The 25,204-nt window shown below is 63.0% G+C and carries 22 protein-coding genes; 17 read left to right on the top strand and 5 right to left on the bottom strand.

Annotated elements, in window-relative coordinates:
• Positions 1–26: 26 nt before the first annotated feature.
• From DWV00_RS02070 to tal, 8 genes are all read left to right on the top strand, one after another.
• On the top strand, positions 27–683 hold the full coding sequence (locus DWV00_RS02070) for a DUF2291 family protein (RefSeq protein WP_245964678.1): 657 nt from the start codon (positions 27–29) through the stop codon (positions 681–683).
• Positions 680–2,242, top strand: a complete 1,563-nt coding sequence (locus tag DWV00_RS02065; RefSeq protein WP_115531853.1) for a sugar ABC transporter ATP-binding protein — start codon at positions 680–682, stop codon at positions 2,240–2,242. The genes DWV00_RS02070 and DWV00_RS02065 overlap by 4 nt, the downstream gene beginning before the upstream one ends.
• A 27-nt stretch (positions 2,243–2,269) precedes the next feature.
• Positions 2,270–3,361 carry an ABC transporter permease gene (locus DWV00_RS02060; protein WP_115531852.1) on the top strand — a complete coding sequence of 364 codons (1,092 nt, stop codon included), beginning with the start codon at positions 2,270–2,272 and terminating at the stop codon, positions 3,359–3,361.
• 69 nt (positions 3,362–3,430) lie between these two features.
• On the top strand, positions 3,431–4,384 hold the full coding sequence (locus DWV00_RS02055; protein WP_115531851.1) for a D-ribose ABC transporter substrate-binding protein: 954 nt from the start codon (positions 3,431–3,433) through the stop codon (positions 4,382–4,384).
• A gap of 92 nt (positions 4,385–4,476) precedes the next feature.
• Positions 4,477–5,256 (top strand): triose-phosphate isomerase, encoded by a 780-nt coding sequence (locus DWV00_RS02050; RefSeq protein ID WP_245964677.1) that lies wholly within the window; start codon positions 4,477–4,479, stop codon positions 5,254–5,256.
• 43 nt (positions 5,257–5,299) lie between these two features.
• Positions 5,300–5,755, top strand: a complete 456-nt coding sequence (gene derI, locus DWV00_RS02045) for a D-erythrulose-4-phosphate isomerase (RefSeq protein WP_115531850.1) — start codon at positions 5,300–5,302, stop codon at positions 5,753–5,755.
• Position 5,756: 1 nt separating this feature from the next.
• Positions 5,757–7,784 (top strand): transketolase, encoded by a 2,028-nt coding sequence (gene tkt, locus DWV00_RS02040; protein ID WP_115531849.1) that lies wholly within the window; start codon positions 5,757–5,759, stop codon positions 7,782–7,784.
• Between the two features lie 98 nt (positions 7,785–7,882).
• Positions 7,883–8,836, top strand: coding sequence for a transaldolase (gene tal / locus DWV00_RS02035; RefSeq protein WP_115531848.1), 954 nt, complete (start codon positions 7,883–7,885; stop codon positions 8,834–8,836).
• A gap of 348 nt (positions 8,837–9,184) precedes the next feature.
• On the opposite strand, the gene DWV00_RS02025 is transcribed toward tal, so the two are convergent.
• Positions 9,185–10,477 (bottom strand): NRAMP family divalent metal transporter, encoded by a 1,293-nt coding sequence (locus DWV00_RS02025; protein WP_115531846.1) that lies wholly within the window; start codon positions 10,475–10,477, stop codon positions 9,185–9,187.
• Positions 10,478–10,621: 144 nt separating this feature from the next.
• Here DWV00_RS02025 and DWV00_RS02020 point away from each other — a divergent pair, with 144 nt between their 5' ends.
• Positions 10,622–11,221 (top strand): FUSC family protein, encoded by a 600-nt coding sequence (locus tag DWV00_RS02020; protein ID WP_115531845.1) that lies wholly within the window; start codon positions 10,622–10,624, stop codon positions 11,219–11,221.
• Positions 11,222–11,230: 9 nt separating this feature from the next.
• On the opposite strand, the gene DWV00_RS02015 is transcribed toward DWV00_RS02020, so the two are convergent.
• Positions 11,231–12,121 carry a LysR family transcriptional regulator gene (locus DWV00_RS02015; protein ID WP_115531844.1) on the bottom strand — a complete coding sequence of 297 codons (891 nt, stop codon included), beginning with the start codon at positions 12,119–12,121 and terminating at the stop codon, positions 11,231–11,233.
• A 210-nt stretch (positions 12,122–12,331) separates the two neighbouring features.
• Here DWV00_RS02015 and DWV00_RS02010 point away from each other — a divergent pair, with 210 nt between their 5' ends.
• Positions 12,332–13,072 carry an SDR family NAD(P)-dependent oxidoreductase gene (locus tag DWV00_RS02010; RefSeq protein WP_115531843.1) on the top strand — a complete coding sequence of 247 codons (741 nt, stop codon included), beginning with the start codon at positions 12,332–12,334 and terminating at the stop codon, positions 13,070–13,072.
• A gap of 22 nt (positions 13,073–13,094) precedes the next feature.
• On the opposite strand, the gene DWV00_RS02005 is transcribed toward DWV00_RS02010, so the two are convergent.
• The 3 genes from DWV00_RS02005 to DWV00_RS01995 form a co-directional block, all read right to left on the bottom strand.
• Complete coding sequence (locus DWV00_RS02005; RefSeq protein ID WP_115531842.1) at positions 13,095–14,327, bottom strand: NAD(P)/FAD-dependent oxidoreductase; 1,233 nt, start codon at positions 14,325–14,327, stop codon at positions 13,095–13,097.
• Between the two features lie 132 nt (positions 14,328–14,459).
• On the bottom strand, positions 14,460–15,989 hold the full coding sequence (locus DWV00_RS02000) for an amidase (protein WP_115531841.1): 1,530 nt from the start codon (positions 15,987–15,989) through the stop codon (positions 14,460–14,462).
• A gap of 28 nt (positions 15,990–16,017) precedes the next feature.
• Positions 16,018–17,301: an MFS transporter gene (locus DWV00_RS01995; RefSeq protein WP_115531840.1), complete on the bottom strand. Its 1,284-nt coding sequence runs from the start codon at positions 17,299–17,301 to the stop codon at positions 16,018–16,020.
• Between the two features lie 103 nt (positions 17,302–17,404).
• On the opposite strand from DWV00_RS01995, the gene DWV00_RS01990 reads away from it, so the two are divergent.
• From DWV00_RS01990 to DWV00_RS01960, 7 genes are all read left to right on the top strand, one after another.
• On the top strand, positions 17,405–18,001 hold the full coding sequence (locus DWV00_RS01990) for a helix-turn-helix domain-containing protein (protein WP_115531839.1): 597 nt from the start codon (positions 17,405–17,407) through the stop codon (positions 17,999–18,001).
• A 35-nt stretch (positions 18,002–18,036) separates the two neighbouring features.
• Positions 18,037–18,930, top strand: coding sequence for a LysR substrate-binding domain-containing protein (locus tag DWV00_RS01985; protein WP_115531838.1), 894 nt, complete (start codon positions 18,037–18,039; stop codon positions 18,928–18,930).
• 211 nt (positions 18,931–19,141) lie between these two features.
• The gene (locus DWV00_RS01980; protein ID WP_115532225.1) at positions 19,142–20,500 is read left to right on the top strand and encodes an MFS transporter; all 1,359 of its coding nucleotides are present in this window, start codon (positions 19,142–19,144) and stop codon (positions 20,498–20,500) included.
• 38 nt (positions 20,501–20,538) lie between these two features.
• On the top strand, positions 20,539–21,879 hold the full coding sequence (gene gudD / locus DWV00_RS01975; RefSeq protein ID WP_115531837.1) for a glucarate dehydratase: 1,341 nt from the start codon (positions 20,539–20,541) through the stop codon (positions 21,877–21,879).
• Between the two features lie 67 nt (positions 21,880–21,946).
• Entirely contained in the window at positions 21,947–22,864 is a 918-nt protein-coding gene (gene kdgD, locus DWV00_RS01970) for a 5-dehydro-4-deoxyglucarate dehydratase (protein ID WP_115531836.1), read from the top strand.
• A gap of 222 nt (positions 22,865–23,086) precedes the next feature.
• Positions 23,087–23,788, top strand: a complete 702-nt coding sequence (locus DWV00_RS01965) for an ABC transporter ATP-binding protein (RefSeq protein ID WP_115532224.1) — start codon at positions 23,087–23,089, stop codon at positions 23,786–23,788.
• A complete protein-coding gene (locus DWV00_RS01960) occupies positions 23,785–25,188 on the top strand; it encodes an ABC transporter permease (protein WP_115531835.1) in 1,404 nt (467 codons plus the stop codon). The genes DWV00_RS01965 and DWV00_RS01960 overlap by 4 nt, the downstream gene beginning before the upstream one ends.
• Positions 25,189–25,204 lie beyond the last annotated feature (16 nt).

The raw sequence follows: 25,204 nt of genomic DNA, 5'->3' as shown, positions 1-25,204 counted from the left end.
CATTCCGATGCAAGGGAGGTGCGCTAATGGGTACCGTTGTCCCATCGATGCAGGGTCACTCCGGGCGCGGCGTTCGCATGGTGATCGAGATCGTGTTGCTGGCGATCTTGCTGGTTGCGATGGCGATGAGCACGAAGCTCGTGAAGATCGGATCCGGCGCGGACTCGCAGACCGCGCAATTCGAGCCGGCCGCCTACGGAAAGAAGCAATTTCCGAAGACGCGGGCCGCGATCGAAAAGCGCGCGATCGCGGCCGACACGCTGGCTGCGGCCATCGCGAAGGATCCGGATGCCGCGGGCAAGCAGTACGGCGTGGCGGGAGGCGGCGTCGGCCCCGAAATGTCGGTGAAGTTCACGGGCGTTGCGGGCAAGGAAGACTCGGGCGTGTACGAAGTGAAAGTGCCCGGGTTGCCCGATTCGCTCGTGGTCCGCGTGCAAACAGGGCCGGCGATCAACGGCACCGATCTGCGCGATGACACCGGCGATATCACCTTCGGTCAATTCACCAACCAGATCGACTATCAGAACGCCGGCTACGCGATCAATTCCGAAATGAAGAAAGAGGTCCTGTCGAAAATCGATACGGCCAAGCTCACCGGCAAGACCCTCTCGGTCGTCGGCGTATTTCAGCTGGTCAATCCGAACGGCTGGCTCGTCACCCCCGTGAAACTGGACGTCAAATGAGCACCGCGACCCCATTCACGGCACCGGCCCCAGCCCCAGCGACGGGCAGCGTACTGCTGGCAGCGCGCAACGTCGTCAAGTCGTACGGCGGCGTGCATGCCCTGAAGGGCGTGAACTTCGAGATCCATCGCGGCAAGGTTACGACGTTGTTCGGCGAAAACGGCGCGGGCAAGTCGACCTTGATGAAGATCCTCTCCGGCGTGGAAAAGCCAACGAGCGGCGAGATCGAACTCGACGGCGAGCGGGTCGCCTTCACTTCGTCGAGCGACGCGCGCGATCACGGCATCTCGATCATTCACCAGGAGTTGAGCCTCGCGCCCAATCTCAGCGTGCGCGACAACATTTTCATGGGCCGGGAACTGCGTACGCCGACCGGCGTGGACTTCGCCGAGGAGGCTCGCCAGACCCGGGCGCTGATGACCGATCTCGAGGAAGAGATCGACCCGATGACGCTGATCCAGGACCTGCGTCTCGGCCAGCAGCAGGTGGTGGAAATCGCGCGCGCGCTCTCGGTCGATTCGCGCATTCTCATCATGGACGAGCCGACTTCCGCGCTGAGCGCCTCCGAGGTCGAGGTGCTCTTCAAGGTGATTCGCGATCTGACGAGCCGGGGCGTGTCGATCGTGTACATCTCGCATCACCTCGAGGAGGCGCTGCAGGTGACGGACTATGCGGTGGTGTTGCGCGACGGCAGGATCACCGCCACGGCGCAGAGGAAAGACATCGATCTCGGATGGATCGTGCGCAACATGGTCGGCGAGAATTTCGATCTCGGCTCGCCGCCCACGGGTTACGCGTTCGGCGAAGCCGCTCTCGAGATCGACGATCTCAGCGTTGCCGACGAGTCCAGCACCGATGCCCCGGCGATCGACCATCTATCGCTCAAGGTGCGCGCCGGCGAGATCGTCTGCATCTATGGATTGATGGGCGCCGGCCGCACGGAACTGCTCGAAGCGGCGGCCGGCCGCACGCACCTTTCCGTAACGGGCGGCCGTGTGCTGCTCGAAGGCGAGGATATGGCGTCCCTGAGCATCGCCCAACGCATCGCGAGGGGCCTCGTGCTGGTGCCTGAGGACCGTCAGCGCGACGGCCTCGTACCGACCATGAGCGTTGGCTCGAACTTGTCGCTCGCGAGCATCCGCTCCTTCGTGAGGGGGCTCTTGATGTCGGCTGCCGCCGAGCGCGAGCTCGTCGGCGAATCGATTCGCAACGTGCACGTCAAGACCGCGGGAGCGGGGGCATCGATCCGTTCGCTATCCGGCGGCAATCAGCAAAAGGTCGTGATCGGCAAGATGCTCGCAACCGAGCCGAAAGTCATCTTGCTCGACGAACCGAGCCGCGGCATCGACATCGGCGCGAAAGCAGAGGTGTTTCGACTGCTCGCGGAGAACGCGAAGAAAGGCCTGGCCGTCGTGTATTCGACTTCGGAAGTGGGCGAGTGTCTGAGCGTCGCGCATCGCATCGTCGTGATGCGGCGCGGGAAGATATCCGCCGAATTCGGCCCGGATGCCAACAAAGACGACATCATGGCCGCCTCGGGCGAAGCCGTTGCCGTTTGACAGTAGCTACGCCTGGAGACATTGAACATGAGCTATGCCGCCAAAACATCGAGATCCCACCGCTTCGGCGCGGAAGGGTTTGACCTTGGCAAGATTCTGCTCGAAGGACGTGCGTTCTTCGCGCTGATTGCCATCATCATCATCTTTTCCTGTCTTTCACCCAATTACTTCGCGCTGGAAAACTTCCTGACGATGGCCTCGCACGTGGCCATCTACGGGATCCTTGCGATCGGCATGCTGCTCGTCATCATCAACGGAGGGATCGACTTGTCGGTCGGTTCCACGCTCGGGCTATCGGGTGTCGTCGCGGGCTTCTTCATGCAAGGCGTGACGCTGAAAATGTTCGGCGTCGTGCTGTATCCGTCGGTCTGGGTGGTCGTGGTGCTGTGCTGCGCGCTCGGTGCTTTCATCGGCCTCGTCAACGGGATTCTTATCGCGCGCTTCAAGGTGCCGGCGTTCGTCGCCACGCTCGGCGTGATGTACGTCGTGCGCGGATTCGCCCTGCTGATGACCAACGGCCTGACGTACAACAACCTCGGCGGAAGGGCCGATCTGGGCAATACCGGTTTCGATTGGCTGGGCTTCGACCGGCTTTTCGACGTGCCGGTAGGCGTGCTGATTCTGGCCGTCATCGCGGTGCTGTGCAGCATAGCGCTCAATCGTTCGGCATTCGGCCGCTGGCTTTACGCCTCGGGCGGCAATGCTCGCGCGGCGGAACTCTCCGGCGTGCCGGTAAAGCACGTGCAAATCGGCGTGTACATGCTTTCCGGCGTCTGTGCCGCGGTCGCCGGGCTGATTCTCTCCTCGCAGCTCACGTCCGCCGGGCCGACGGCGGGCACGACCTACGAACTGACGGCCATCGCGGCCGTGGTGATCGGCGGCGCGTCGCTGATGGGCGGCACCGGCAACATCCGCGGCACGCTGCTCGGCGCATTCGTGATCGGCTTTCTGTCCGACGGTCTCGTGATCATCGGCATTTCGTCTTACTGGCAAACCGTATTCACCGGCGCGGTCATCGTCCTCGCGGTGTTGCTGAACGCCATTCAATATCGCCGCCGTGTCAAGCGTCCCGCGCCGACCGGTGGACAACTGGCTTCTCCGCAAGGCGGCAAGGCATAAGCAGTACGACCTGCAAGTGGGAAGTGTATTGAAGCTCTACGTCATCACCTATTCAAGAAGAGACCTCACATGACTATGAAGACAAAGACCACCATCCTTGCTGCCGTTGCCTTGGCCGCGCCCTTGTTCGCCGGCCAGGCTCACGCCGCCGGCGGCCTCATCAGCATCATCGTGAACGATCCTGCGAATCCGTACTGGCTTGCCGAGGGCAATATCGCTTCGGCCGAGGCCAAGAAGCTCGGCTACACCGTCAACGTCTCCGCGTCGAAAGGCGACACGAATACCGAGAGTCAGCAGGTCGACACTGCCATCACCAACAAGTCGGTCGCGATCATTCTCGATCCGGCGAACGCCAGCGGTTCCGTTGGCGCGGTGAAGAAGGCGGTCGCCGCGCACATTCCGGTGTTCCTCGTCAACGCGGAAATCAACCAGCCGGGGCTCGCCAAGGCGCAACTGGTTTCGAACAACGCGCAAGGCGCCGCGCTGGGCGCTCAGCAATGGGTCAAGGATGTCGGCTCGAAGGGCAACTATGTCGAATTGCTCGGCGCGCCGTCCGACAACAACGCGGCGACGCGCTCGAACGGCTATAAATCCGTGCTGAGCCAGTACCCGGATCTGAAGATGGTGGGCTCGCAGGTGGCGAACTGGGACCGCACGCAAGGCTTCAATGCGACGCAAAGCCTGCTGCAGGCGCATCCCGACATCGCCGGCGTCATCAGCGGCAACGACGAAATGGCACTCGGCGCGATCGCGGCGCTCAAGCAGGCCGGCAAGCTCAAGAGCGTGAAGGTAGGCGGCTTTGACGGTTCGCCTGCCGCGGTCGAGGCGGTCAGGGCCGGCGAGTTGCAGTACACGGTGCTGCAGCCGGTTGCCGTGTTCTCCGCCAAAGCGGTGCAGGAGGCGGATCAATTCCTGAAAACCGGCAAGACGGGCGCATCGAGCGAGAAGCAGCTTTTCGACTGCGTACTGATCACCAAGGCGAATGCTTCGAAGTACACCTCGCCGTTCGTGCTGTCGAAATGATGTGACGGACGCGTGCCGTTCGGCGCCGTGCCGACGGCTCGATGCATTTCCGTCGGTTCCGGCGCGGTATGCGCCGCGAAACGTAAGCTCCCTTGCGCAACAAGTTCATCATGACTGATTCCCTGTTTTGGGTCGGTACCAGCTGGAAAATGAACAAGACGCTGGCGGACGCCATGGCGTTTGCCGAGCGCATGCTCACCAGCTCCGACGATCCTCGAATCCAGCGCTTCGTGATTCCGCCGTTTACCGCGATTCGAGAGGTCAAATCGATTCTGGCCGAGACCGGCGTCAAGGTTGGCGCGCAAAACATGCACTGGGCCGAGCGTGGCGCGTGGACCGGCGAAATTTCTGCTCCGATGCTGGTCGATTGCGGCATGGACCTCGTCGAGCTAGGCCATTCCGAGCGGCGCGAGCATTTTGGCGAAACCGACGACACCGTGGGCCTCAAAGTCGAGGCGGCCGTGCGCCACGGACTCACGCCGTTGATCTGTATCGGCGAGACGCTCGAGGACAAGCACAGCGGCCGCGCCACGGCGGTTCTGGCTGCGCAAGTTCGTGGCGCACTGGCGAAACTCGCCCCGCAACAGCGTGCCGCGCCGATTTTGCTCGCGTACGAGCCGGTGTGGGCGATTGGGGAACACGGCCTTCCCGCCAGCCCCGAATACGCCGACGCGCGGCAGGCGGAAATCATTCAGGCAGCGCAGGCGATTCTCGGTCGCCGCATACCGTGCTTGTACGGTGGGTCGGTCAACCCGGACAACTGCGCGGAACTCACCGCCGGCCCGAATATCGACGGTTTGTTCATCGGCCGTTCGGCGTGGAGCGCGAGTGGGTATCTGGACATATTGAAGCGCGTCGGGGCCGTTCTCTGACCCCGACGCCGGCTTGCAAACCCTTATTTTCAAGGAGATCGCCATGAAAGTGGCCATTGGAGGCGACAGCGCCGGAGTCGGATTGGCTCGCGTGCTGGCCGACTATCTGAAGGATCGCTTCGAAGTCTTTGACGTGTCGAGCAACGAATCGAATCCGAACGAGTTCTATGCCGATCTTTCAGACCGTGTTGCAACGGGCGTGATCGGCGGCGAATACGACCGGGCGATTCTGGTCTGCGGCACCGGCATTGGTGTCTGCATATCGGCGAACAAGGTGCCGGGCATCCGAGCCGCGTTGTGCCACGACACTTATTCCGCGGAGCGCGCGGCGCTCTCGAACAATGCGCAGATCATCACGATGGGTTCGCGTGTGATCGGGCCTGAAGTGGCCAAAGCCATTGCCGATGCATTCCTGGAAAATTCGTTCGATGAAAACGGACGGAGTGCGAGCAACGTCGCGGCAATTAACGGCGTGGATTCGAAATATCACCACCGGTAACATGAAAACCACCGACATCTCGAACACGGCAATGGCCAACGCGATTCGCGCGCTCGCCATGGACGCCGTTCAACAAGCGAATTCCGGCCATCCAGGCATGCCGATGGGCATGGCCGAAATCGGCGTTGCGTTGTGGTCGCGCCATCTGCGTCACAACCCGAATAACCCGCATTGGGCCGATCGCGACCGCTTCGTGCTGTCGAACGGCCACGGCTCGATGCTGCTGTACGCGCTGCTGCATTTGACGGGCTATGCGCTGCCGATCGAAGAGCTCAAGAACTTTCGCCAACTGCATTCGAAAACGCCGGGTCACCCCGAATACGGGATCACGCCAGGCGTCGAGACGACCACGGGGCCACTGGGGCAGGGGCTTGCGAACGCGGTCGGCATGGCACTGGCCGAGTCGCTACTCGCGAACGAGTTCAACAAGCCCGATGCGAAGATCGTCGATCACCATACGTACGTGTTCCTCGGCGACGGCTGCCTGATGGAAGGCATTTCGCACGAGGCGTGTTCGCTCGCCGGCGTTCTGAAGCTGAACAAGCTGATCGCTTTCTACGACGACAACGGCATCTCGATCGATGGCGAAGTCGTTCACTGGTTTCGAGACGACACGCCGAAGCGTTTCGAAGCGTATGGCTGGAGTGTGATTCCCGACGTGTCCGGCCACGACGTGGAAGCGGTCGATGCGGCGATCCGCAGGGCAAAGGAATCGGACAAGCCGACGCTGATCTGCTGCAAGACCGTCATTGGGGAAGGTTCGCCGAACAAAGCCGGCACGCACGACGCGCACGGTGCGGCGCTAGGCGAGAAGGAGGTCGCCGCGACCCGAGAGAAGCTCGGCTGGCATTACGCACCTTTCGCGATTCCGCAGGAAATCTACGCGGCGTGGGACGCGACGAAAGCAGGCGCGACGGTCGAAGCCGAATGGAACATCGCGTTCGCGGCCTATCGTGCCAAGTATCCGCGGGAGGCGGCCGAATTCGAGCGCCGCATGGCGAACGAACTCCCGGAGAACTGGGAGGAGAAGGCAAGGGCCATCGTTGCGGTCGCGAACGACCGGGCTGAAACCGTCGCGACCCGGAAGGCGTCGCAGCAGGCCATCGAAGGTATCTCCGCGGTACTACCGGAACTATGCGGCGGCTCGGCCGACCTGACTGGATCGAACCTCACGAACTGGCGTGCGGCGACATACGTGCGTGTCGGCGAGGGAGGCGCGGCAGGCAACTACATCAACTACGGCGTGCGCGAATTCGGTATGAGCGCCGTGATCAACGGCCTCGCACTGCACGGCGGCCACAAAGCGTTCGGCGGCACGTTTCTGACGTTCTCCGACTACAGCCGCAATGCGCTGCGCGTCGCCGCGCTGATGAAGTCGCCGTCCATCTTCGTATTCACGCACGACTCTATCGGCCTGGGCGAAGATGGTCCGACGCACCAGTCGATCGAACATGTCGCGAGCCTGCGCCTCATACCGCACATGGTGGTGTGGCGTCCGGCCGATACCGTTGAGACGGCCGTTGCGTGGACGCAAGCCGTCGAACACAAAGGCCCATCGTGCCTGATCTTCAGCCGTCAGAATCTAGCATTCAATCCTCGCACGGATGAGCAGATCGCGAACATTGCAAGGGGCGGCTACGTTCTAAGAGATTGGCCAGACAACGTCCCGGGCCGAAAACTCGTCCTGATCGCCACGGGTTCCGAAGTCGAACTTGCGATGAAGGCCGCACAAGCCCTGGAACGCGACGGAGTAGGCGCTCGCGTGGTGTCCATGCCGTCGACCAACGTGTTCGACAAGCAGGACGCTCAATACCGGGAGAGCGTGCTTCCGAGGGGCACGCGCCGCGTCGCGGTCGAAGCCGCGCATCCGGACTTCTGGCGCAAGTATGTGGGCCTGGAAGGCGGTGTGGTCGGCATCGACACGTTCGGCGAGTCGGCCCCGGCCGGTGTGCTGTTCGAGCATTTCGGGCTGACGGTCGAGCGTGTGATCGAACAAGCCCTGGCGATCTCGGCCGAGTCGGATCGCTGACGTCGTACCCGCAGGCCGCCGCCTCCCCGGAGGTGAGCGGCATTCCAAAGCCCAAATAGTCGTTCTCCATCCATGGCGCCATCGCGCCGGAGCTTGATATGACCAATGCTCTCGAGCAATTGAAGCAATATACGACCGTCGTGGCGGACACCGGCGATTTTCAGGAACTCGCGCAGTACCAGCCGCAGGACGCGACCACGAATCCATCGCTTATTCTGAAGTCGGTGCAAAAAGACGCGTATCGCCCGCTGCTGGAGAAAAGCGTGCGCGACAACAAAGGCAGCGCGACCGCCACGGTCATCGATCACCTGCTCGTTGCGTTTGGCTGCGAGATTCTGAAGACCGTGCCGGGCCGCGTATCGACTGAGGTCGATGCGCGACTCTCCTTCGACGCTGAGCGCTCGATTCAAAAGGGCGTGGATCTGATCGAACGCTATGAGGCAGCCGGCGTTTCCCGCGAACGGGTGCTGATCAAGCTCGCTTCGACCTGGGAGGGTATCCGAGCAGCCGAAGCGCTCCAGAGGCAGGGCATCAACTGCAACATGACGCTGCTGTTTGCCCCCGTCCAGGCGGCGGCCTGCGCCGAAGCGGGCGCCAAACTGATCTCGCCTTTTGTCGGTCGCATCTACGATTGGTACAAAAGCCGGGCCGGCGGCCATTGGGACGAAGCTAGCAACGGCGGTGCGAACGATCCCGGCGTGCAGTCCGTACGGCGGATCTACGCGTATTACCGGAAATTCGGTTACGCCACTGAGGTAATGGGGGCGAGCTTTCGCACGATTGGCCAAATCACCGAGCTCGCGGGGTGCGACTTGCTGACTATCAGTCCGGATCTGCTGAAAAGGCTTCACGACAGCACCGGCCTCGTCGAACGAAAACTCACTCCGCAGATTGCGAGGAACGAGGCGATCGAACGGATTGACGTCGACGAGCCGGCATTTCGTTTTCAACTCAACGACGATGCGATGGCTACCGAAAAGCTCGCCGAGGGGATCCGGGTCTTTGCGCAGGATGCTCGCAAGCTCGAGACATTGATAGACGAGTTGCGCTGAATCGCAACCGCTCCGAGCGACCCTCGCCTAACTGGCTCGCCAAGCGTACGATATTCGGTTTGACGACTGAATTTCGGGAGGCACCATGAACGCCGTGTGTCCTCTGCACGGACCGACCACTATCGTCGGCACGAACGCCTTTGGATTCCCGATCTACGCATGCTGCTGCGACGACTTGCCCTACGTCGCGCCGCCGGATGCCTGCGCCAGAGAGCCGGGACGACGCGGGTCGGACCCGCGGCAGCCGCCCCAGCGGCCGAAAACAAAAGAAGAAGGGTGCCGATGATCGGCCCGATAAAAAATCCTACCAAGCTAGAACCGGAGGGTCGTCGCAACTAAACGACGACCTTACCCCGGCACGAACACCCCCACCGCCGCGATCGCCATCGCGATCGTCGCAAGCCATCCGCCCCAGGCCATCGCGCCTTTGACGGCGAACTGGCCCATGATTCGCTTGCTTCGAGCCATGTGCATGATGATCGCCATGATCGGCACGGCGGTGACGCCATTGATCACCGCGCTCCAGTACAGCGCACGGATCGGATCGAAATGCATGAACGCGATCGTTACGCCGCCGACGATCGACAAGGCGATGACCGCATAGAATTGGCGCGCGAGCGTGAGATGCAGTGCGAGACTGCTGCGCCAGCGAAAGCAGCCCGCGGCGGCGTAGGCAGCCGATCCGGCAAGCACGGGAAGCGCCAGCAACCCCGTCCCGATGATGCCCAACGAAAACAGCACGTACGCGAAACGGCCGCCGATCGGTTCGAGCGCCCGCGCCGCGTCGGCGGATGTCTTAACGTCGACGTGATGCAGATGAAGCGTCGCTGCCGCGGTCAATACGATAAAGAACGCGATGACATTCGACACGCCCATGCCGACCCACGTGTCGAGGTTGATGCGGCGCAACTGCGCGGGCGCCTGATGCGGCATGCGGCGCAATGGCTTTTGACCGGGCTCCGATCGCATCTCCTCCACCTCCTGCGACGCCTGCCAGAAGAACAGATAGGGGCTGATGGTGGTGCCGAGCACGGCCACGACCGTCGTGAGGTAGTCGGACGAGAGGGAGAAGCGCGGCAGCACGATCGCATGAGCAACGTCGCCCCAGTGGATCGGCACGACGAGGGCGACGGCGACGTAAGCCAGGAGTACCAGCGCAATCCACTTGAGCAGGCGCGCATAGCGATCATAGGGAATAAAGATCTGCAGGATGACCGACAAACCGCCCAGCACCACGACATTGAGCTGCTGAGGAGTCCTTATCAGTAATTGGGCCGATACGCCCATCGCCGATAGATCCGCCGCGATGTTGATGACGTTGGCGATGACCAACAGGATCACCGCGCCATAGAGCAGCCACCTCGGGTAGTGAGCACGCATGTTGGATGCGAGGCCCTTGCCCGTGACACGCCCGATGCACGCGCTGACGAGCTGTATCGCCGTCATGAGCGGGTAGGTCAGCAGCAGCGTCCACAACAGGTTGTATCCGAACTGCGCACCCGCTTGCGAATACGTGCCGATTCCCGAGGGATCGTCATCCGCCGCACCCGTGATCAAGCCCGGGCCGAGCCGTTTGGTCCATGATCGTTCGACCGCGTCCTCGACCGCACTTTCCGGTTCTTGGAGCTTCTCGTCGTCCATGCGACCCTCCTTGAACGACAAACCGTCTGCAATTACCGGGCCTGGTCGGCAACGCGGGTCCGGCGAACCCATCTTGTTCGCCGACGTCGAAGGCTTCGAACGATATTTGCCGACTTATACAATCTTCACAATCCAAACCAGCCTATGACCGACGACGAGCGCGAAGTGACGACGGAAACGGAAGGAGAGACGAAAGCAGAGCGCCACGAGGCGCGCATGCAGGCTGCCAACGTGTTGATCGATCTGGTGAAGGGCTCGCCGTTTCTGGATCGCATTTCGGAGGGCGTCCTGATGGCGTTGCAGGCCGTCTGCGGTGCGTGCCTCGCCTATGGCATCGCGAGTGCGTTCGACACGAAGCAGCCCTTCTGGGCCGCGATTACGGCCATCGCCGTCACGCAGCATCGGTATTCGGACACCCGCAATCTGTCTCGCGATCAATTCATCGGCGCATTCGCCGGCGGGCTATTCGGTTTCGTCGGCGCATGGCTCGGCGCCGGGGCGCACGAGATCGTCGGCTATGCGACGACAATAGCGGCCGTGATCCTCGCCTGTTGGTGCGTGAACGTGGGTAGCGCGGCGCGCCTCGGCGCGATCACGGCGACGATCGTGCTGTTGGTTCCGATGCAAGGCCCGCTCTGGGGCGTACCGTTGTCCCGGCTCTTGCAAGTCATTCTCGGCACGACGTCCACGCTCGTCGTGAGCGGGATTTTCACGCAGGCGGGCAAGAGACTGAGTAAGCGCTAAATCAGGCGGCTAAAGCCGATCCGGCAGCGCCGAAGCAAAGAACTCGGTCGCGCGCCGCACACGTGCGGGTACGAACCGCCGTCTTGGCCAGACGATGCTGACGTCCCTGGCATCGCCGATGAACTCGTCGAGCACCGTGATCACCTCCGGATGCCGCAGTTCATCCGCAAGAGACACCTTGGCGAACAGCCCAATGCCGACGCCGGCCAGCACCCCCGCGCGGATCGTCTCGACGCTGTTGGACGAAAGATTCCCGCGAACGGCCACGCTGTATCGTCCTTCGGGCCCGACGAACGGCCAATTCGTCGACTCCATCAGCCCGCCGTATAAGAGGCAGTTGTGATCGACGAGATCGGCCGGCGTCTTGGGCATCCCATGTTGCTCGAAGTAGCGGCGGGAACCCACGCACACGAGCGGCGTGCGGCCGATGCGCTTGACGACGGCATCGGGATCGTCGACCGGCCCCACTCGGATCGCCAGGTCGATCCTGTCTTCGGCCATATCGCGCATGGAGTCCGAAAGCACGAGATCCACCTGAAGGCCGGGATGGCGCGATAGCAGTTCGGGGATGAGCGGCAGAACGTGAAGGCGGCCGAACGTGGCGGCTACGGCGATCCTGATCAGCCCAGGGACATTGACGGTGCTATCGGCCAGTTCGCCGTCGGCTTCATCCATCTCGTCGATGAGCGGCTTGATCCGGTCGTAGTAGTGCAGCCCCTGGTCTGTCAGCGTCACGCTGCGTGTGCTTCGGTTCAGCAGGATGACGCCGAGACGCTTCTCCAGCGCACCGACTGCTTTGCTGATAGCCGACTGCGAATCGCCGGTTCTGCGCGCCGCGGCGGAAAAGCCGCCTGCTTCGACAACGGCGACGAAGGCGCTCAATTCGTGAAATCGATCCATTGTCGTAGTCGTCCGAATCAATCATTGGCGATATGCGGCGCCGCATGCTTCCCAGCGGCTCCGGCTCGATCTGGATTTAGCGATCAACCGCCGCCACGCCGTCGATCTATTCTATCAGGGAATGGAACTTATGAAAAATAGCCGGATTATCATGCGAACGGGCGGCAATTACGATCCCCTCTGTCCATCACCACAAGACAGAGGGATTCAATGTCGACTCTTCAAGGCAAGACGGCCGTCGTCAGCGGCGGCACGACCGGTATCGGTTTGGCGATCGCGCAGCGATTCGTCGCCGAAGGCGCTCATGTAGTCATCTTCGGCCGGAGGCAAGCGCAGCTCGACGAGGCCGCCGAGTCGATCGGACGCAACGTCACCGCAATTCGAGCCGATGCGGCGAACCTGGACGACCTAGATCGCGTCGCCGCCGCGGTCAGGGAAGAACGGGGTGCCGTCGACATCGTCGTTTCGAACGCGGGCTATACCGAGCAGGCTTCGATCGAGACCATCACGCCCGAGCATTTCGACAAGGCGTTCAACCTCATGGCGCGCGGCCCCGTCTTCATGGTGCAGAAGCTGTTGCCGATGATGACGGGGCGTGGATCGATCATCCTGGTGTCGTCGGCCATGCACCTCATGGGCATTCCCGGGCACACCGCTTACGCTGCGACCAAGGCGGCGCTGCGTTCTTATGCACGCACCTGGGCGGCGGAATTCAAGGATCGTGGCATTCGCGTCAACATGCTCAGCCCCGGCGTGACCGATACGCCGATCCTCGACTCGCAATCTGCCACACGCGAGGAACTCGTGAGCATGTATCAAGCCATGGTGCCGATCGGCCGAGTCGCTCGCGCTGAGGAAATCGCCGGTGCGGCGCTTTTCCTCGCCTCCGAGCAAAGTTCGTACGTCACGGGCGCCGATTTGATGGCCGACGGCGGTATCGGCCAGGTCTGAGCGCGGAAAGCCGGGATTCGGCTCAAAACCGATCGGCGCGAAACGGTCGAGGGTCCACGACCGTCGGCGTGCCGGTCATCATCTCGGCGATCAGCCGGCCCGTGATCGGCCCGAGCGTCAGGCCATGATGCGCGTGGCCGAACGCAAACCAGAGATCCCGATGTTTCGTCCCGGGCCCGATGATAGGGAGCATATCGGGCGTGCACGGCCGGCTTCCGAGCCATGGTTCCGGGTCGATGCGTTCGCCGAGCGGGAACACGTCGCGCGCGAGCGGTTCGACGGCCTCGAGTTGCACGGGCGTCTTTTGGGTGTCGCGAAAGCCGAGTTCTACCCCGGTGGTCAACCGGATGCCGCGCGCCATCGGCGTGATCAGGTAGCCGTTTTCCACGTCCAGTACCGGGTGATTCAACCGAGCGCCGTCCCGTGCCGCGTAATGCATGTGATAGCCGCGCTTCACGGCAAGCGGCAGTTCGTAGCCGAGCCCCTGCGCGATATCGTTCGACCAGGGGCCCAGCGCAACCACGGCCGAGTGCGCTTCCACAGGGCCTTCCTGCGTCGCGACGCGCCACGACGGTTCGAGCGTGTTCGCGTCGCCGATCAGGATGTGTCCGCCGAGCCGCTCGAAAAGACGCGCATAGGCCGTCACGAGGCCGTTCGGATCGCTGGTCGAATCGGAAGACGGGTACCGCACCGCGCCGACGAGCGCATGGCTCAGTGCGGGCTCGGCCGCGCGCAGCGCGACGCTGTCCAAGACTTCATGCGGTACGCCGTATTCCGCCTCCCAACGCCGCGCATCCGCGATGGTCGCCTCCATCGCGCGAGCCGAATGAAAGATCTTCATCCACCCGTCGCTGCGCACGAGCGATTGAGCGCCGGCTTCTTCGACGAGCGTCCGATGCTCGGTCACGCAATGCTCGATCAGCGTCGAGTAGGCGCGTGCAATCGCGGCATGGCGGTCGGCACGCGAATGGTGCCAATACTTGGAGAGAAACGGCAGCAGTTTCGGCATCGCCGCCGGGTGGTAGCGCACATCCGTCGCGCGGTTGCCGGCATAGTGGACGAGCGAAGCGAACTGCCGAGGAAAGGCGTAGGGATAAACGCCTTCGCGCTGGATCAGCCCGGCGTTGCCGAGCGACGTTTCGTTGCCGGGCGCCTTGCGATCGACGAGCGCGACGGATAAGCCGCGCCGCTTCAGTTGCAGCGCCACCGAGACGCCCACGATGCCGGCGCCCAACACGATTGCATCGACTTTCATTGTTTTCTTTCCCGAGTCCGCGTTGCTATTTCTATGTCGCACCGCCAATCCCTTGTTGCGGCAGCAAGCTCCACGACGCGCGATGGGTCAACAGCATCCCGGTCAACGTATCTTCGTTCTGGCACATCGCACTCATACCGCCGAAGGGCCGGACGCACCGCCTTCGCTCGCATTGAGATCCGGCGGTGCGGTGACGATCGACTTCAGCGCCGGGTTCGGCTCCGTGAGACGCGCGAGATCGGGGCGAGGACGGCGCAGCGTCGGCGAAGCCGCGAACGCACGCTCGAGCGCTTGCGACACGCGCAGCGTTTGCAGATCGCCGCGAAACGGCCCGACGATCTGCAGGCCGAACGGCATGCCGGCCGCGTCGACGCCGCACGGCAGTGCAAGCGCGGGATTCGTGGTCAACGTCACGACGTAGGTCAGCGCGAGCCAGCGGTAATAGTTCTCCTGCGGCCGGCCTTCGACCGTCGTGGCATACAGGTCCGTCCACGGGAACGGCGAAACCGGCGTGACGGGCGAGACGATCACATCGAACGTCGAGAATGCCCGCTGGAAACGCTGAAAAATGCGCGTTTGCTCGGCATGCGCCCATGCGCCGTCGGCGAGCGACATCTTCGCGCCCATTTCGTAGTTCGCGCGGGTGTTGGGCCCGAGCGCGCTCGGATCGCGTTCGTAGAGGGCGTGCAGGCCCGCGACGAAACTCTCCGCACGGATCACGTCGAAGCAGCGATGCGCGTCCCCGAAATCGAAATCGACCGGCTCGCAGGTGTGGACGATGCGCGCGAGTTCGGCCATCCTTGCGCGGAAGACGGCGCGAATATCGCTGTCGACGTCGCAGCAGCCGAAGTCTTCGGTAAAGCCGATCCGCAGCGTCGACGGATCGAGATCCGCGGGTAGGGAGAATGCAAGCGGATCGACCGCATAGCTGAGCGGATCGAGCGCCGATTCACCCGCGGTCGCCGCGAGCTGCAACGCCGTTTCGGCCACGTCGCGCCCCATGGGACCCACCACGGAGATTGGCGTCCACCCGAGCACGCGCCGCGAATTGGGCACGAGCCCCGGGGATGGGCGAAAGCCGACCACACCGCATTTCGACGCGGGAATGCGCAGCGAGCCTCCCGTATCCGAGCCGGTACAAATCGGCAGCATGTCGCAGGCGAGTGCCGCGGCCGAGCCGCCCGACGAGCCGCCTGCGTTGAGCGCCGGATTGAACGGGTTACCCGTCGCGCCCCAAACCGGATTGCGCGTATTCGCCCCCGCGCCCAGTTCCGGCACGTTCGTTTTCGCGGCGAGAATCGCGCCTGCCGCGCGAAGGCGCTCGACGACCAACACATCGCTGGACGGAACGTGGCCACGCGATGCCGGCGAACCGTAGGTGGTCAGCAGGCCCGCGGTATCCTCGAGATCTTTGACGCCCAAGGGAAGGCCGTGCAGCAAGCCGAGGGGCTTGCCGTCCATCACGGTTTGCTCGGCGGCTTTCGCGGCATCGCGCGCGGCATCGAAACAGGTTGCCGTCACGGCATTGACGGCCGGATTGACTGCTTCGATGCGGGCAATGCATGCATCGAGCAGTTCGACCGGAGAAATGGCCTTGGCCCCGATCAGCCTTCTCAATTCGACGGCCGATAGACTGGTGACTCCGGAGTTGTCTTGCGTCATTGGGTGCTCCAATGGAAGAGATGGGGGATCAACCTATCGCTTCGCCGGTGCGATCGCGCAGCCAGAACACCGGAATCAGCGACACCGCGCAGGCCGCGGCAACATACCACGCCGGCGCGAGCGGATTGCCTGTGCGCGCAACGATCCAGCCGGCGATCAGCGGAGAAAAGCCGCCGAAGAAGGATGCGCTTACCACGTAGGTGAGCGCAATCCCGGTGGCGCGCACCTCGCGCGGGAAGAGTTCGGGAATCATCACGAGCACCGGCACGATCTGCCCAGCGACGAAGATCGCGAGAAACGCGGACAACGCGCACAGCAAGCCGACCGACGGCTGCGCCGTCAGCCATGCGAACGCGGGATAGACGGTCAGCAACAGGATCACGCGCGACGCGATCAACACAGGCTTGCGGCCGATGCGATCGGCGAGCTTGCCCGCGAGCGGTGCGACGACGAAGAGCACGAGTGCGCTGACCACGGCCGATAAGACGGCGGTCGTATGCGACAGGTGGAGCGTGCGTACCGCATGGTTGGGCAGATAAAACGTCATGACGTAGATCGATACGGACCCGCCCAGCTCGGCGAACGTTCCGAGGACGGTCAGCCGCCAATGCGTGGTGAGCGCTGCCTTCAGTGCGTTGCCGCGATGCGCGCGCTGATCGGCGACGCTGAGCGTTTCTTCGAGCCTGCGGCGAATCAGCGCTCCGACCGGCGCGACGAAAATGCCGAGCAGGAAAGGCAAGCGCCATCCCCATTCGCCGACAGCTTCCTTCGGCAGCGCGAAATTGATCAGCGATGCGACGGCTGCTCCCAACGCCACCCCGAGCGCCGTGGCCGCGAAGTTCCAGCTAGCGAAATACGCACGCGTTCGATCGCTCGCGTATTCGACCAGCAGCGTGGTGCCGGGGCCGAACTCGCCGCCGGCCGCGAATCCCTGAACGAGCCGTGCCGCGAGCACGATCAGCGGCGCGGCCACGCCGACGACCGAGTACGTGGGCGCGCAGGCGATCAGTGCGCAACTGAGCGCCATCAGCATGATCGTCAGGACCATCGCGTTCTTGCGGCCGGCACGATCGGCATATGCGCCGATGACGATGCCGCCGAGCGGTCGGACGACGAACCCGACGCCGAAGATCGCGATGGACAGCAGGAACTGATTGACCGGCGACGCGGAAGGAAAAAAGAGCTTGCCGATCGGGATCGCGAAAAAGCTGTAGATCGTGAAGTCGTAGTACTCGAGCGCCGTGCCGAGCGTCGTCGCTGTAATGATCTGACGCTTCGAGAGCCCTGCTTTTTGTAACGCGATGGATGCCACGGCTCACTCCTCTTAGGGATAAAGGACGGCGTGAGCGTTATCATATATGAGAAAAATAGAATTCTCGTATACGATAAAACCCGCACGGAGAGCCGCTGCTTCCATGGAAATCGACCACAAGATCGTCGGTGCACGCCTGCGCGAGGCTCGCAAGTCGCGGGGCTTCACGCTGATGCAGTTGTCGGACCTGTCGGGGATTGCCTTGTCGACGATTTCCAAGGCGGAACGGGGCGACATTGCATTGACCTACGACAAGTTCGCCGCGCTCGCGCATGCATTGGGTGTCGACTTCGATACGATGTTCGGGAAAGACGAACGCGCGGCGACGGGATCGATCGAGCCGTCGCTGACACGCTCGGGCGAGCAGATGACGTACAACACGCCGCTCTACGAGTACGGGATGATCGCCAACGACCTCACGGGCAAGCGCATGGTCCCCATGCGCGGACGCATCCGTGCGCGTTCGCTCGAAGAATTTCCGGACTTCATCCGTCACAGCGGCGAGGAATTTCTCTTCGTGCTCTACGGCGAGCTGGAACTGCGCTTCGAGACCGGCGCGGCGTACAGCTTGTCGCGCGGCGATAGCCTGTATTTCGACAGCGCCGTGGGGCACGTGTACATCAGCATCGGCGATGAAGATGCGGAGGTGCTCGTGTGCTGCCTCGACGTCGATCCTCGGCGTTCGCCGGAGGTGCTTTGAAGATCGTTTGAGATCGCTTGAGGCCGCAGCCCACCATGTTCGAGATCAGCCAAATCCGTTGTTTCGTCGCCGTTGCCGAGGAACTGCACTTCAGCCGCGCGGCCGAGCGTCTGAACATGACGCAGCCGCCGCTGAGCCGGCAAATCCGGCTGCTCGAGCATCAGATCGGCACGCCGCTGTTGGATCGGACGAGCCGCACGGTTCGGCTCACCGCCGCGGGCCGTTCGTTCTTGCAAGAGGCGGCGCGGATCCTTCGCCTTGCGGAGGAAGCCGCGTACACCGCTCGCCGCGTCGCGAAGGGCGAGACCGGATTTCTGTCGATCGGCTTCACGGCGGCCTCCGGGTACGGCCTGCTGCCGAAACTCGTGCGCCTCGTGCATGAACACTCGCCCGGTGTCGCGCTGACGCTCAAGGAGCTAGTGAGCCGCGATCAACTCAAAGCGCTCGCTTCGGGACAGCTCGACATCGGCGTTTTGCGCCCGCACGTCGATAGCGGCGAACTCGAAACGGCAATGCTCGGCAACGAAGGCCTCGTGCTAGCGATTCCCGAGAGCCAGGCCGCGAATTGGCCCGAGCACCCCGTTGCCGCCGATTTGCATGGCCGCCCGCTTCTCATGTACTCGCCCTATGAGGCGGATTACTTCTATCGGCTGATGCAGACGATCTTCGACCGGGCGGGCGTGGTGCCGGATTTCGTCGAGCATGTCGCGCAGATCCATACGATGCTGGCGCTCGTTCACGCCGGCATCGGCGCGGCGCTCATTCCGGAAGCGGCGACGCGGCTGCGTTTCGAAGGCGTCGTCCTGCGTCCGATCGAGACGGATCCGCCGCGGCCGGTCGAAACGATCTGCGCATTCCGGCGCAGCAACGACAATCCAATCCTGGCGATCGTCAAAAACCAAATCCTGCCGACCTTCGCGAATCGATAAACGCCCACGATGCGGATCGGCGCACGTGTGGAAGAAATCCGTCCTAGAAGTTCGTCCGTGCCGCCCGTTCGACGCATTGATCCAAAATTTGAATCAATCGAGTCACTTGTTGATTTGATCTTGAATCGACCTCCTCCGAGAATGCAACGAACAACCACTCCGGAGCTATTCGTTGCCGTGCGGCGAACGCTTCGAATCGGAGGAGACGAAGATGGAACAGATACAAGCGTCGAGTGCGCCGATCGCCGGGAAGCTCGCGTCTCGCACGCGCTGGGGCATCCTCGCGATGCTCTTCATCGTCACGACGGTCAACTACGCCGACCGCGCGACGATCTCGATTGCAGGCGCGGCGATTCGCAAGGCGATGGGGCTCTCGCCCGTCGAAATGGGCTATATCTTCTCGGCGTTCGCGTGGTCCTACGTGATCGCGCAGTTGCCCGGCGGCTGGCTGCTCGACCGATTCGGCTCGCGCATTACTTACTTTTTCAGCATTCTGCTGTGGTCGATCTTCACGCTGTTTCAAGGCGCGGTCGGTTTCCTAACGGGCGGCGCGGCCGTCGCCGCGCTGTTCTTGCTGCGGCTTGTCGTCGGCGCGGCCGAAGCGCCGTCGTTTCCGGGCAATAGCCGCATCGCCGCGGCGTGGTTTCCGTCGCACGAGCGAGGCATGGCCGCGGCAATTTTCAACTCGGCCCAGTACTTCGCGACCGTGTTGTTCGCGCCGATCATGGGCTGGCTCGTGCATACCTACGGGTGGCAGAGCGCATTCGCGTTCATGGGCGTGGTGGGCATCGTCTGCGCGGGTGTCTGGCTCAAAGTCATCCATGGGCCGAAGGAACATCCGAACGTCAGCGAAAGCGAACTCCGATATCTCGAGGAAGGCGGCGCGCTCGTGGCGCTCGACGCCGGCCGCGGTGCCGCGCAGCCCAAACAGGTCGAGACCTGGGCTTGCGTCAAAGAGCTGCTCGGCAATCGCATGCTGCTCGGCGTCTATATCGGCCAGTATTGCATCACGACGCTGACCTACTTCTTCCTGACATGGTTTCCGGTGTATCTCGTCCAGCAGCGCGGCATGACGATCCTGAAGGCCGGTTTCGTCGCATCGCTGCCGGCGATCTGCGGCTTCCTCGGCGGAATCATCGGCGGCTGGATCTCGGACAGGATGTCGACGTCGGGCTGCTCGCTTTCTGTGTCGCGCAAGACGCCGATCGTCATCGGCATGCTGATGTCGATGAGCATGATCGCCTGCAGCTACATCAGCGACAACACGCTCGTCGTCATCGTGATGTCGCTCGCGTTCTTCGGGAAAGGCGTCGGCGCACTCGGATGGGCCGTCGTGTCCGACACCTCGCCGCGCGAAGCGGCAGGCCTGTCGGGCGGGCTCTTCAACACCTTCGGCAATACGGCAGGCATCACGACCCCGATCGTGATCGGCTACATCGTGCAGGCGACGGGCTCGTTCGCAGGAGCGTTGGTGTTCGTCAGCGCGAATGCTGCGATGGCCATCGTCAGCTACCTCGTCATCGTCGGCGAGATCAAGCGCGTGCACCTCGTGAAATCGCTGGCGAGGTAAGCCGTGCCGCCGATCATTTCTACTCAGCGGAGCTTTTGATGAATACGACTTTCCTCGGCACGCCGGTTGTCACCGATCTGCGGGTCATTCCGGTCGCAGGCCGGGACAGCATGTTGTTGAACCTCAGCGGCGCGCACGGTCCGTGGTTCACGCGAAACATCGTCGTCGTGCAGGACAGCGCGGGCCGCGTCGGCCTCGGCGAAGTGCCCGGCGGCGAGGCGATCCGCAAGACACTGGAAGATGCGCGTGCGCTCGTCGTGGGTCAGTCCATCGGGCGTTACAACGAGGTGCTGAACGCGATGCAAGCCGCGTTCGCCGATCGTGACTCGGGCGGCCGCGGCCTGCAGACATTCGATCTGCGCACGACGATCCATGCGGTGACCGCGATCGAATCCGCGCTGCTCGATCTGCTCGGCCAATTCCTCGACGTGCCGGTCGCGGCGCTGCTCGGTTCGGGGCAGCAGCGCGACGCGGTCGACATGCTCGGGTATCTGTTCTACGTGGGCGACCGAAGCAAGACGTCGCTCGACTATCGCGCGGAGCCGGACGACGGCGACGCATGGTTCCGTTTGCGCAACGAAGAGGCGCTCACGCCCGAGGCCGTGGTTCGGCTCGCCGAAGCCACGCAGGCGCGCTACGGCTTCAACGACTTCAAGCTCAAGGGCGGCGTGCTGAGCGGCGACGCGGAAATGGAAGCGATCGTTGCCCTCCATGAGCGCTTTCCCGATGCGCGCGTCACGCTCGATCCGAACGGTGCTTGGTCGCTCGCCGAGGCGGTGCGGCTGTGCCGCGACAAGCATGGCGTGCTCGCCTACGCCGAGGATCCGTGCGGCGCGGAAGGCGGTTATTCGGGCCGCGAGGTGATGGCCGAATTCCGTCGCGCCACGGGTTTGCCGACGGCGACGAACATGATCGCGACCGACTGGCGCCAGATGGCGCATTCGATCCAGTTGCAATCGGTCGATATTCCGCTTGCCGATCCGCACTTCTGGACGATGCAGGGTTCGGTGCGCGTGGCGCAGTTGTGCCAGATGTTCGGGCTCACGTGGGGGTCGCACTCGAACAATCACTTCGACATCTCGCTCGCAATGTTCACGCACGTCGGCGCGGCCGCGCCGGGCAAGGTGACGGCGATCGACACGCACTGGATTTGGCAGGACGGCCAGCGTTTGACGCGCGAGCCGCTGCGAATCGCCGGCGGCAAGATCGAGGTGCCGCGCAAGCCCGGCCTCGGCATCGAGATCGACATGGACGAAGTGGAAAAGGCGCATGCGCTCTATCTGAAGCACGGTCTCGGCTCGCGTGACGATGCCGTCGCCATGCAGTACCTGATTCCGAATTGGAAATTCGACAACAAGCGTCCGTGCCTCGTGCGCTGAACGACGCTGACGCCGACGCAACGATACCCCCGATACATTCACGAACATTACGAGCAGGACCACGATCATGACCACACCGCAAGAGCTGAAGACTATCGTTTCCGAAGGACTTCTGTCGTTTCCCGTTACGGATTTCGACGCCGACGGCGAATTCCGGGCCGATACCTATGCGTCCCGCCTCGAATGGCTCGCGCCTTACGGGGCGAGTGCGCTGTTCGCCGCGGGCGGCACCGGCGAGTTCTTTTCGCTGACGAAGCGCGAGTACTCGAACGTCATTCAAACGGCCACCGAAACGTGCAAGGGCAAGGTGCCGATCCTGGCCGGCGCCGGCGGCCCGACGCGCGTGGCGATCGAATACGCGCAGGAAGCCGAGCGAAAGGGGGCTCAGGGCATTCTCTTGATGCCGCATTACTTGACGGAGGCGCCGCAGGAAGGCATTGCCGCGCACGTCGAGCAGGTCTGCAAGGCCGTGCCCAAGATGGGCGTGATCGTCTATAACCGCGCGAACTCCAAGCTCAGCGCCGACATGCTCGAGCAATTGGCAGATCGTTGCGAGAACCTGATCGGTTTCAAGGACGGTGTCGGCGAGATCGAGGCGATGGTGACGATTCGCCGCCGCCTCGGCGATCGCTTTGCCTATCTCGGCGGCTTGCCTACCGCCGAGGTGTATGCGGCTGCGTATAAGGCGCTCGGCGTGCCGGTGTATTCGTCCGCCGTGTTCAATTTCATTCCGAAGACGGCGATGGAGTTTTATCGCGCGATCGCGTCCGACGATCACGGCACCGTGGGGCGCTTGATCGACGAATTCTTCCTGCCTTACCTCAAGATTCGCAATCGTCGCGCGGGTTATGCGGTCAGTATCGTGAAGGCGGGGGCGAAGCTCGTGGGCCGCGACGCGGGGCCGGTGCGGGCGCCGCTGGTCGATTTGACCGAGGAGGAGATGGCGCAGTTGGATGCGCTCATCAAGCGGCTTGGGGCGCAGTGAGCGTCATCGCATCGAATATCGGCCGTATGCGGCCCGCCGGGCGCAATAAGGCCTATCGGTAAGTCCGTCGTAACTGCAGCGCGTTCGAATCGGCCGGGATCGATTCGTCGCGCTGCGAAGCATTCTATCGGCGCATTTCGCCGTTCGTCGCATCTGTTCGCTGGACGCCTGAGAAGCGCTCAAAGTGCCCCCCATCGATAAACGACCAAGGGGGCGCACGTGATAGCGGCCAGCGTACATAAAGCGACGAGGACATACGGCACCGGGGCGACGGTTGTGCCGGCGTTGCAAGACGTATCCGTCGAAATCGTCTCCAGCCGGTTCACCGTCTTGTCGGGGCCTTCGGGCAGCGGCAAGACCACCCTGCTGAACCTGCTCGGCGGAATCGACCGAGCGACGAGCGGCAGCGTCGTCGTTGCGGGCCAGGCGCTCGATCAATTGAGCAGCAATGCCCTTTCCGATTTCCGTGCGCGCCATATCGGCTTCGTCTTCCAGTCTTTCAATTTGATTCCCGTTCTGAGCGCTTATGAGAACGTGGAATATCCGCTGACGTTGCTCGGCGTATCGAAAGCGCGCCGCCGTGCGGACGTGATGGCGTTGCTCGACGCCGTCGGCGTGGCGCCGCATGCGCATCGCAAACCCGGCGAACTCTCCGGCGGCCAACAGCAGCGCGTTGCAATCGCTCGCGCTTTGGCGACGCGTCCGTCGCTCGTCTTGGCCGACGAACCCACCGCCAATCTCGACAGCACGACCGGCGCGGCGATCCTAGGCCTCATGCGCACGATGCAGCGCGAGCGGGCGACGTCGTTCGTGTTTTCGTCGCACGACCCGCAATTGCTCGCATCCGCCGACGACGTCGTCCACATCCGTGATGGGAACATCGTCTCGATCGAGCGGATGGCCGAAGAGGAGGCGCCGCTGTGAAAACCTGGATCCTCGCTTTTCGCAATCTGCAGCGCAACCGGCGCCGCTCGTCGACCACGCTGCTCGCCATGGTGATCGGCCTCACGGCCGTGCTGTTGTTCGGCGGATATACGCGCAATATCAACTACGGCCTGCAGACCAGCTTCGTGCGGTACGGCGGCCATTTGCAGATTCAACGCCGCGGCTACTTTCTTTACGGTAGCGGCGACCCGGTTTCATATGGGATCGCCGACTACGCGCGCATCGTCGATGCCGTGCGCGGTGACCCGCAACTGAGATCGATGGTCACCGTCGTCACGCCCGTGCTGGCCGTCAATGGGATCGCCGGCAACTTCGCCGCGGGCGTGTCGCGCACGGTCTTCGGCAACGGCATCGTCGTCGACGAGCAACGCCGCATGCGCGAGTGGAACGATTACGGCTTCCCCATTGCGTCCGGGTCGCTTGCGCTCGCGTCCACGCTGCCCAATGCAGTGGTGATCGGAACGGGTGTCGCACGGGTGCTGCGCCTATGTACTTCGCTGAAGGTGCCCAATTGCCGCGATCCGCAGCCGGCGCAGGACGCGTCCTCGCAGCCCGCGACCCCTAACGATCTCGTTCAGCTCGCCGCGGCCGAGTCGCGTTCGCTGCATGGCGATTCACCTGAGTCGCGAACCGCGCATATCCAACTGCTGACGTCGAACGCCTACGGCGCCCCGAATGTCGCGCAGCTAGACGTCGTGGCGGCGCAGAAGCAGGGCGTCAAGGATATCGACGACATGTACGTCCAGTTGCATTTGGCACAGGCGCAGCGTCTCGTCTACGGCGGCGGTCAGCCGCGGGCGACGTCGATCGTCGTGCAGCTGCGCCATACGGCGGACATCGGCCGTGCCCGGACGGCACTCGTTGCGCTGCTGAAGCGGACGCCGGGAGGCAATGCGCTCGACGTGCTCGATTTCGCGACGTTGAACCCGCAATACGGGCAGATCACGGGGATGTTCAACGCGGTGTTCGGCTTCATCGCGATTCTGATGGCAACCGTCGTGATGTTCACGGTGGGCAACACGATGAACATGGCCGTGATGGAGCGCACGCATGAAATCGGCACGTTGCGCGCAATGGGGCTGCGAGATGGCGGCGTCAGCCGAATCTTCGTCTGCGAGGGGTGCTTGCTCGGTCTTTGCGGTGCGGTTCTCGGCACGTTGATCGCGCTTGCCGGCGCCGCTCTCGTCAATCACGCGGGATTGCGCTGGATGCCGCCGGGCCAGACGGACAGCGTCGCATTGACCGTCCGCGTGTGGGGAGAAACCGCAATGATCGCGCGCAACGCGCTCGGCATCTTGCTCGTGGCGACTGCTTCGGCCTGGCTGCCGGCGCGGCGCGCGTCGAGAATGCCTATCGTCGAAGCGCTGCGCTTCTCTTGATCGATCATTCTTATCG

Origin of the sequence: Trinickia dinghuensis (genome assembly GCF_003367175.1) — a bacterium.
Lineage (GTDB): Bacteria > Pseudomonadota > Gammaproteobacteria > Burkholderiales > Burkholderiaceae > Trinickia > Trinickia dinghuensis.
The sequence above is the reverse complement of the archived record's forward strand: the minus strand, read 5'-3'. Positions and strand labels throughout refer to the sequence as shown.

Coding starts and splice junctions, on each gene's coding strand:
- DWV00_RS02070 (WP_245964678.1), top strand. CDS start 27: ATGGGTACCGTTGTCCCATCGATGCAGGGTCACTCCGGGCGCGGCGTT.
- DWV00_RS02065 (WP_115531853.1), top strand. CDS start 680: ATGAGCACCGCGACCCCATTCACGGCACCGGCCCCAGCCCCAGCGACG.
- DWV00_RS02060 (WP_115531852.1), top strand. CDS start 2,270: ATGAGCTATGCCGCCAAAACATCGAGATCCCACCGCTTCGGCGCGGAA.
- DWV00_RS02055 (WP_115531851.1), top strand. CDS start 3,431: ATGACTATGAAGACAAAGACCACCATCCTTGCTGCCGTTGCCTTGGCC.
- derI (WP_115531850.1), top strand. CDS start 5,300: ATGAAAGTGGCCATTGGAGGCGACAGCGCCGGAGTCGGATTGGCTCGC.
- tkt (WP_115531849.1), top strand. CDS start 5,757: ATGAAAACCACCGACATCTCGAACACGGCAATGGCCAACGCGATTCGC.
- tal (WP_115531848.1), top strand. CDS start 7,883: ATGACCAATGCTCTCGAGCAATTGAAGCAATATACGACCGTCGTGGCG.
- DWV00_RS02025 (WP_115531846.1), bottom strand. CDS start 10,477: ATGGACGACGAGAAGCTCCAAGAACCGGAAAGTGCGGTCGAGGACGCG.
- DWV00_RS02020 (WP_115531845.1), top strand. CDS start 10,622: ATGACCGACGACGAGCGCGAAGTGACGACGGAAACGGAAGGAGAGACG.
- DWV00_RS02015 (WP_115531844.1), bottom strand. CDS start 12,121: ATGGATCGATTTCACGAATTGAGCGCCTTCGTCGCCGTTGTCGAAGCA.
- DWV00_RS02010 (WP_115531843.1), top strand. CDS start 12,332: ATGTCGACTCTTCAAGGCAAGACGGCCGTCGTCAGCGGCGGCACGACC.
- DWV00_RS02005 (WP_115531842.1), bottom strand. CDS start 14,327: ATGAAAGTCGATGCAATCGTGTTGGGCGCCGGCATCGTGGGCGTCTCG.
- DWV00_RS02000 (WP_115531841.1), bottom strand. CDS start 15,989: ATGACGCAAGACAACTCCGGAGTCACCAGTCTATCGGCCGTCGAATTG.
- DWV00_RS01990 (WP_115531839.1), top strand. CDS start 17,405: ATGGAAATCGACCACAAGATCGTCGGTGCACGCCTGCGCGAGGCTCGC.
- DWV00_RS01985 (WP_115531838.1), top strand. CDS start 18,037: ATGTTCGAGATCAGCCAAATCCGTTGTTTCGTCGCCGTTGCCGAGGAA.
- DWV00_RS01980 (WP_115532225.1), top strand. CDS start 19,142: ATGGAACAGATACAAGCGTCGAGTGCGCCGATCGCCGGGAAGCTCGCG.
- gudD (WP_115531837.1), top strand. CDS start 20,539: ATGAATACGACTTTCCTCGGCACGCCGGTTGTCACCGATCTGCGGGTC.
- kdgD (WP_115531836.1), top strand. CDS start 21,947: ATGACCACACCGCAAGAGCTGAAGACTATCGTTTCCGAAGGACTTCTG.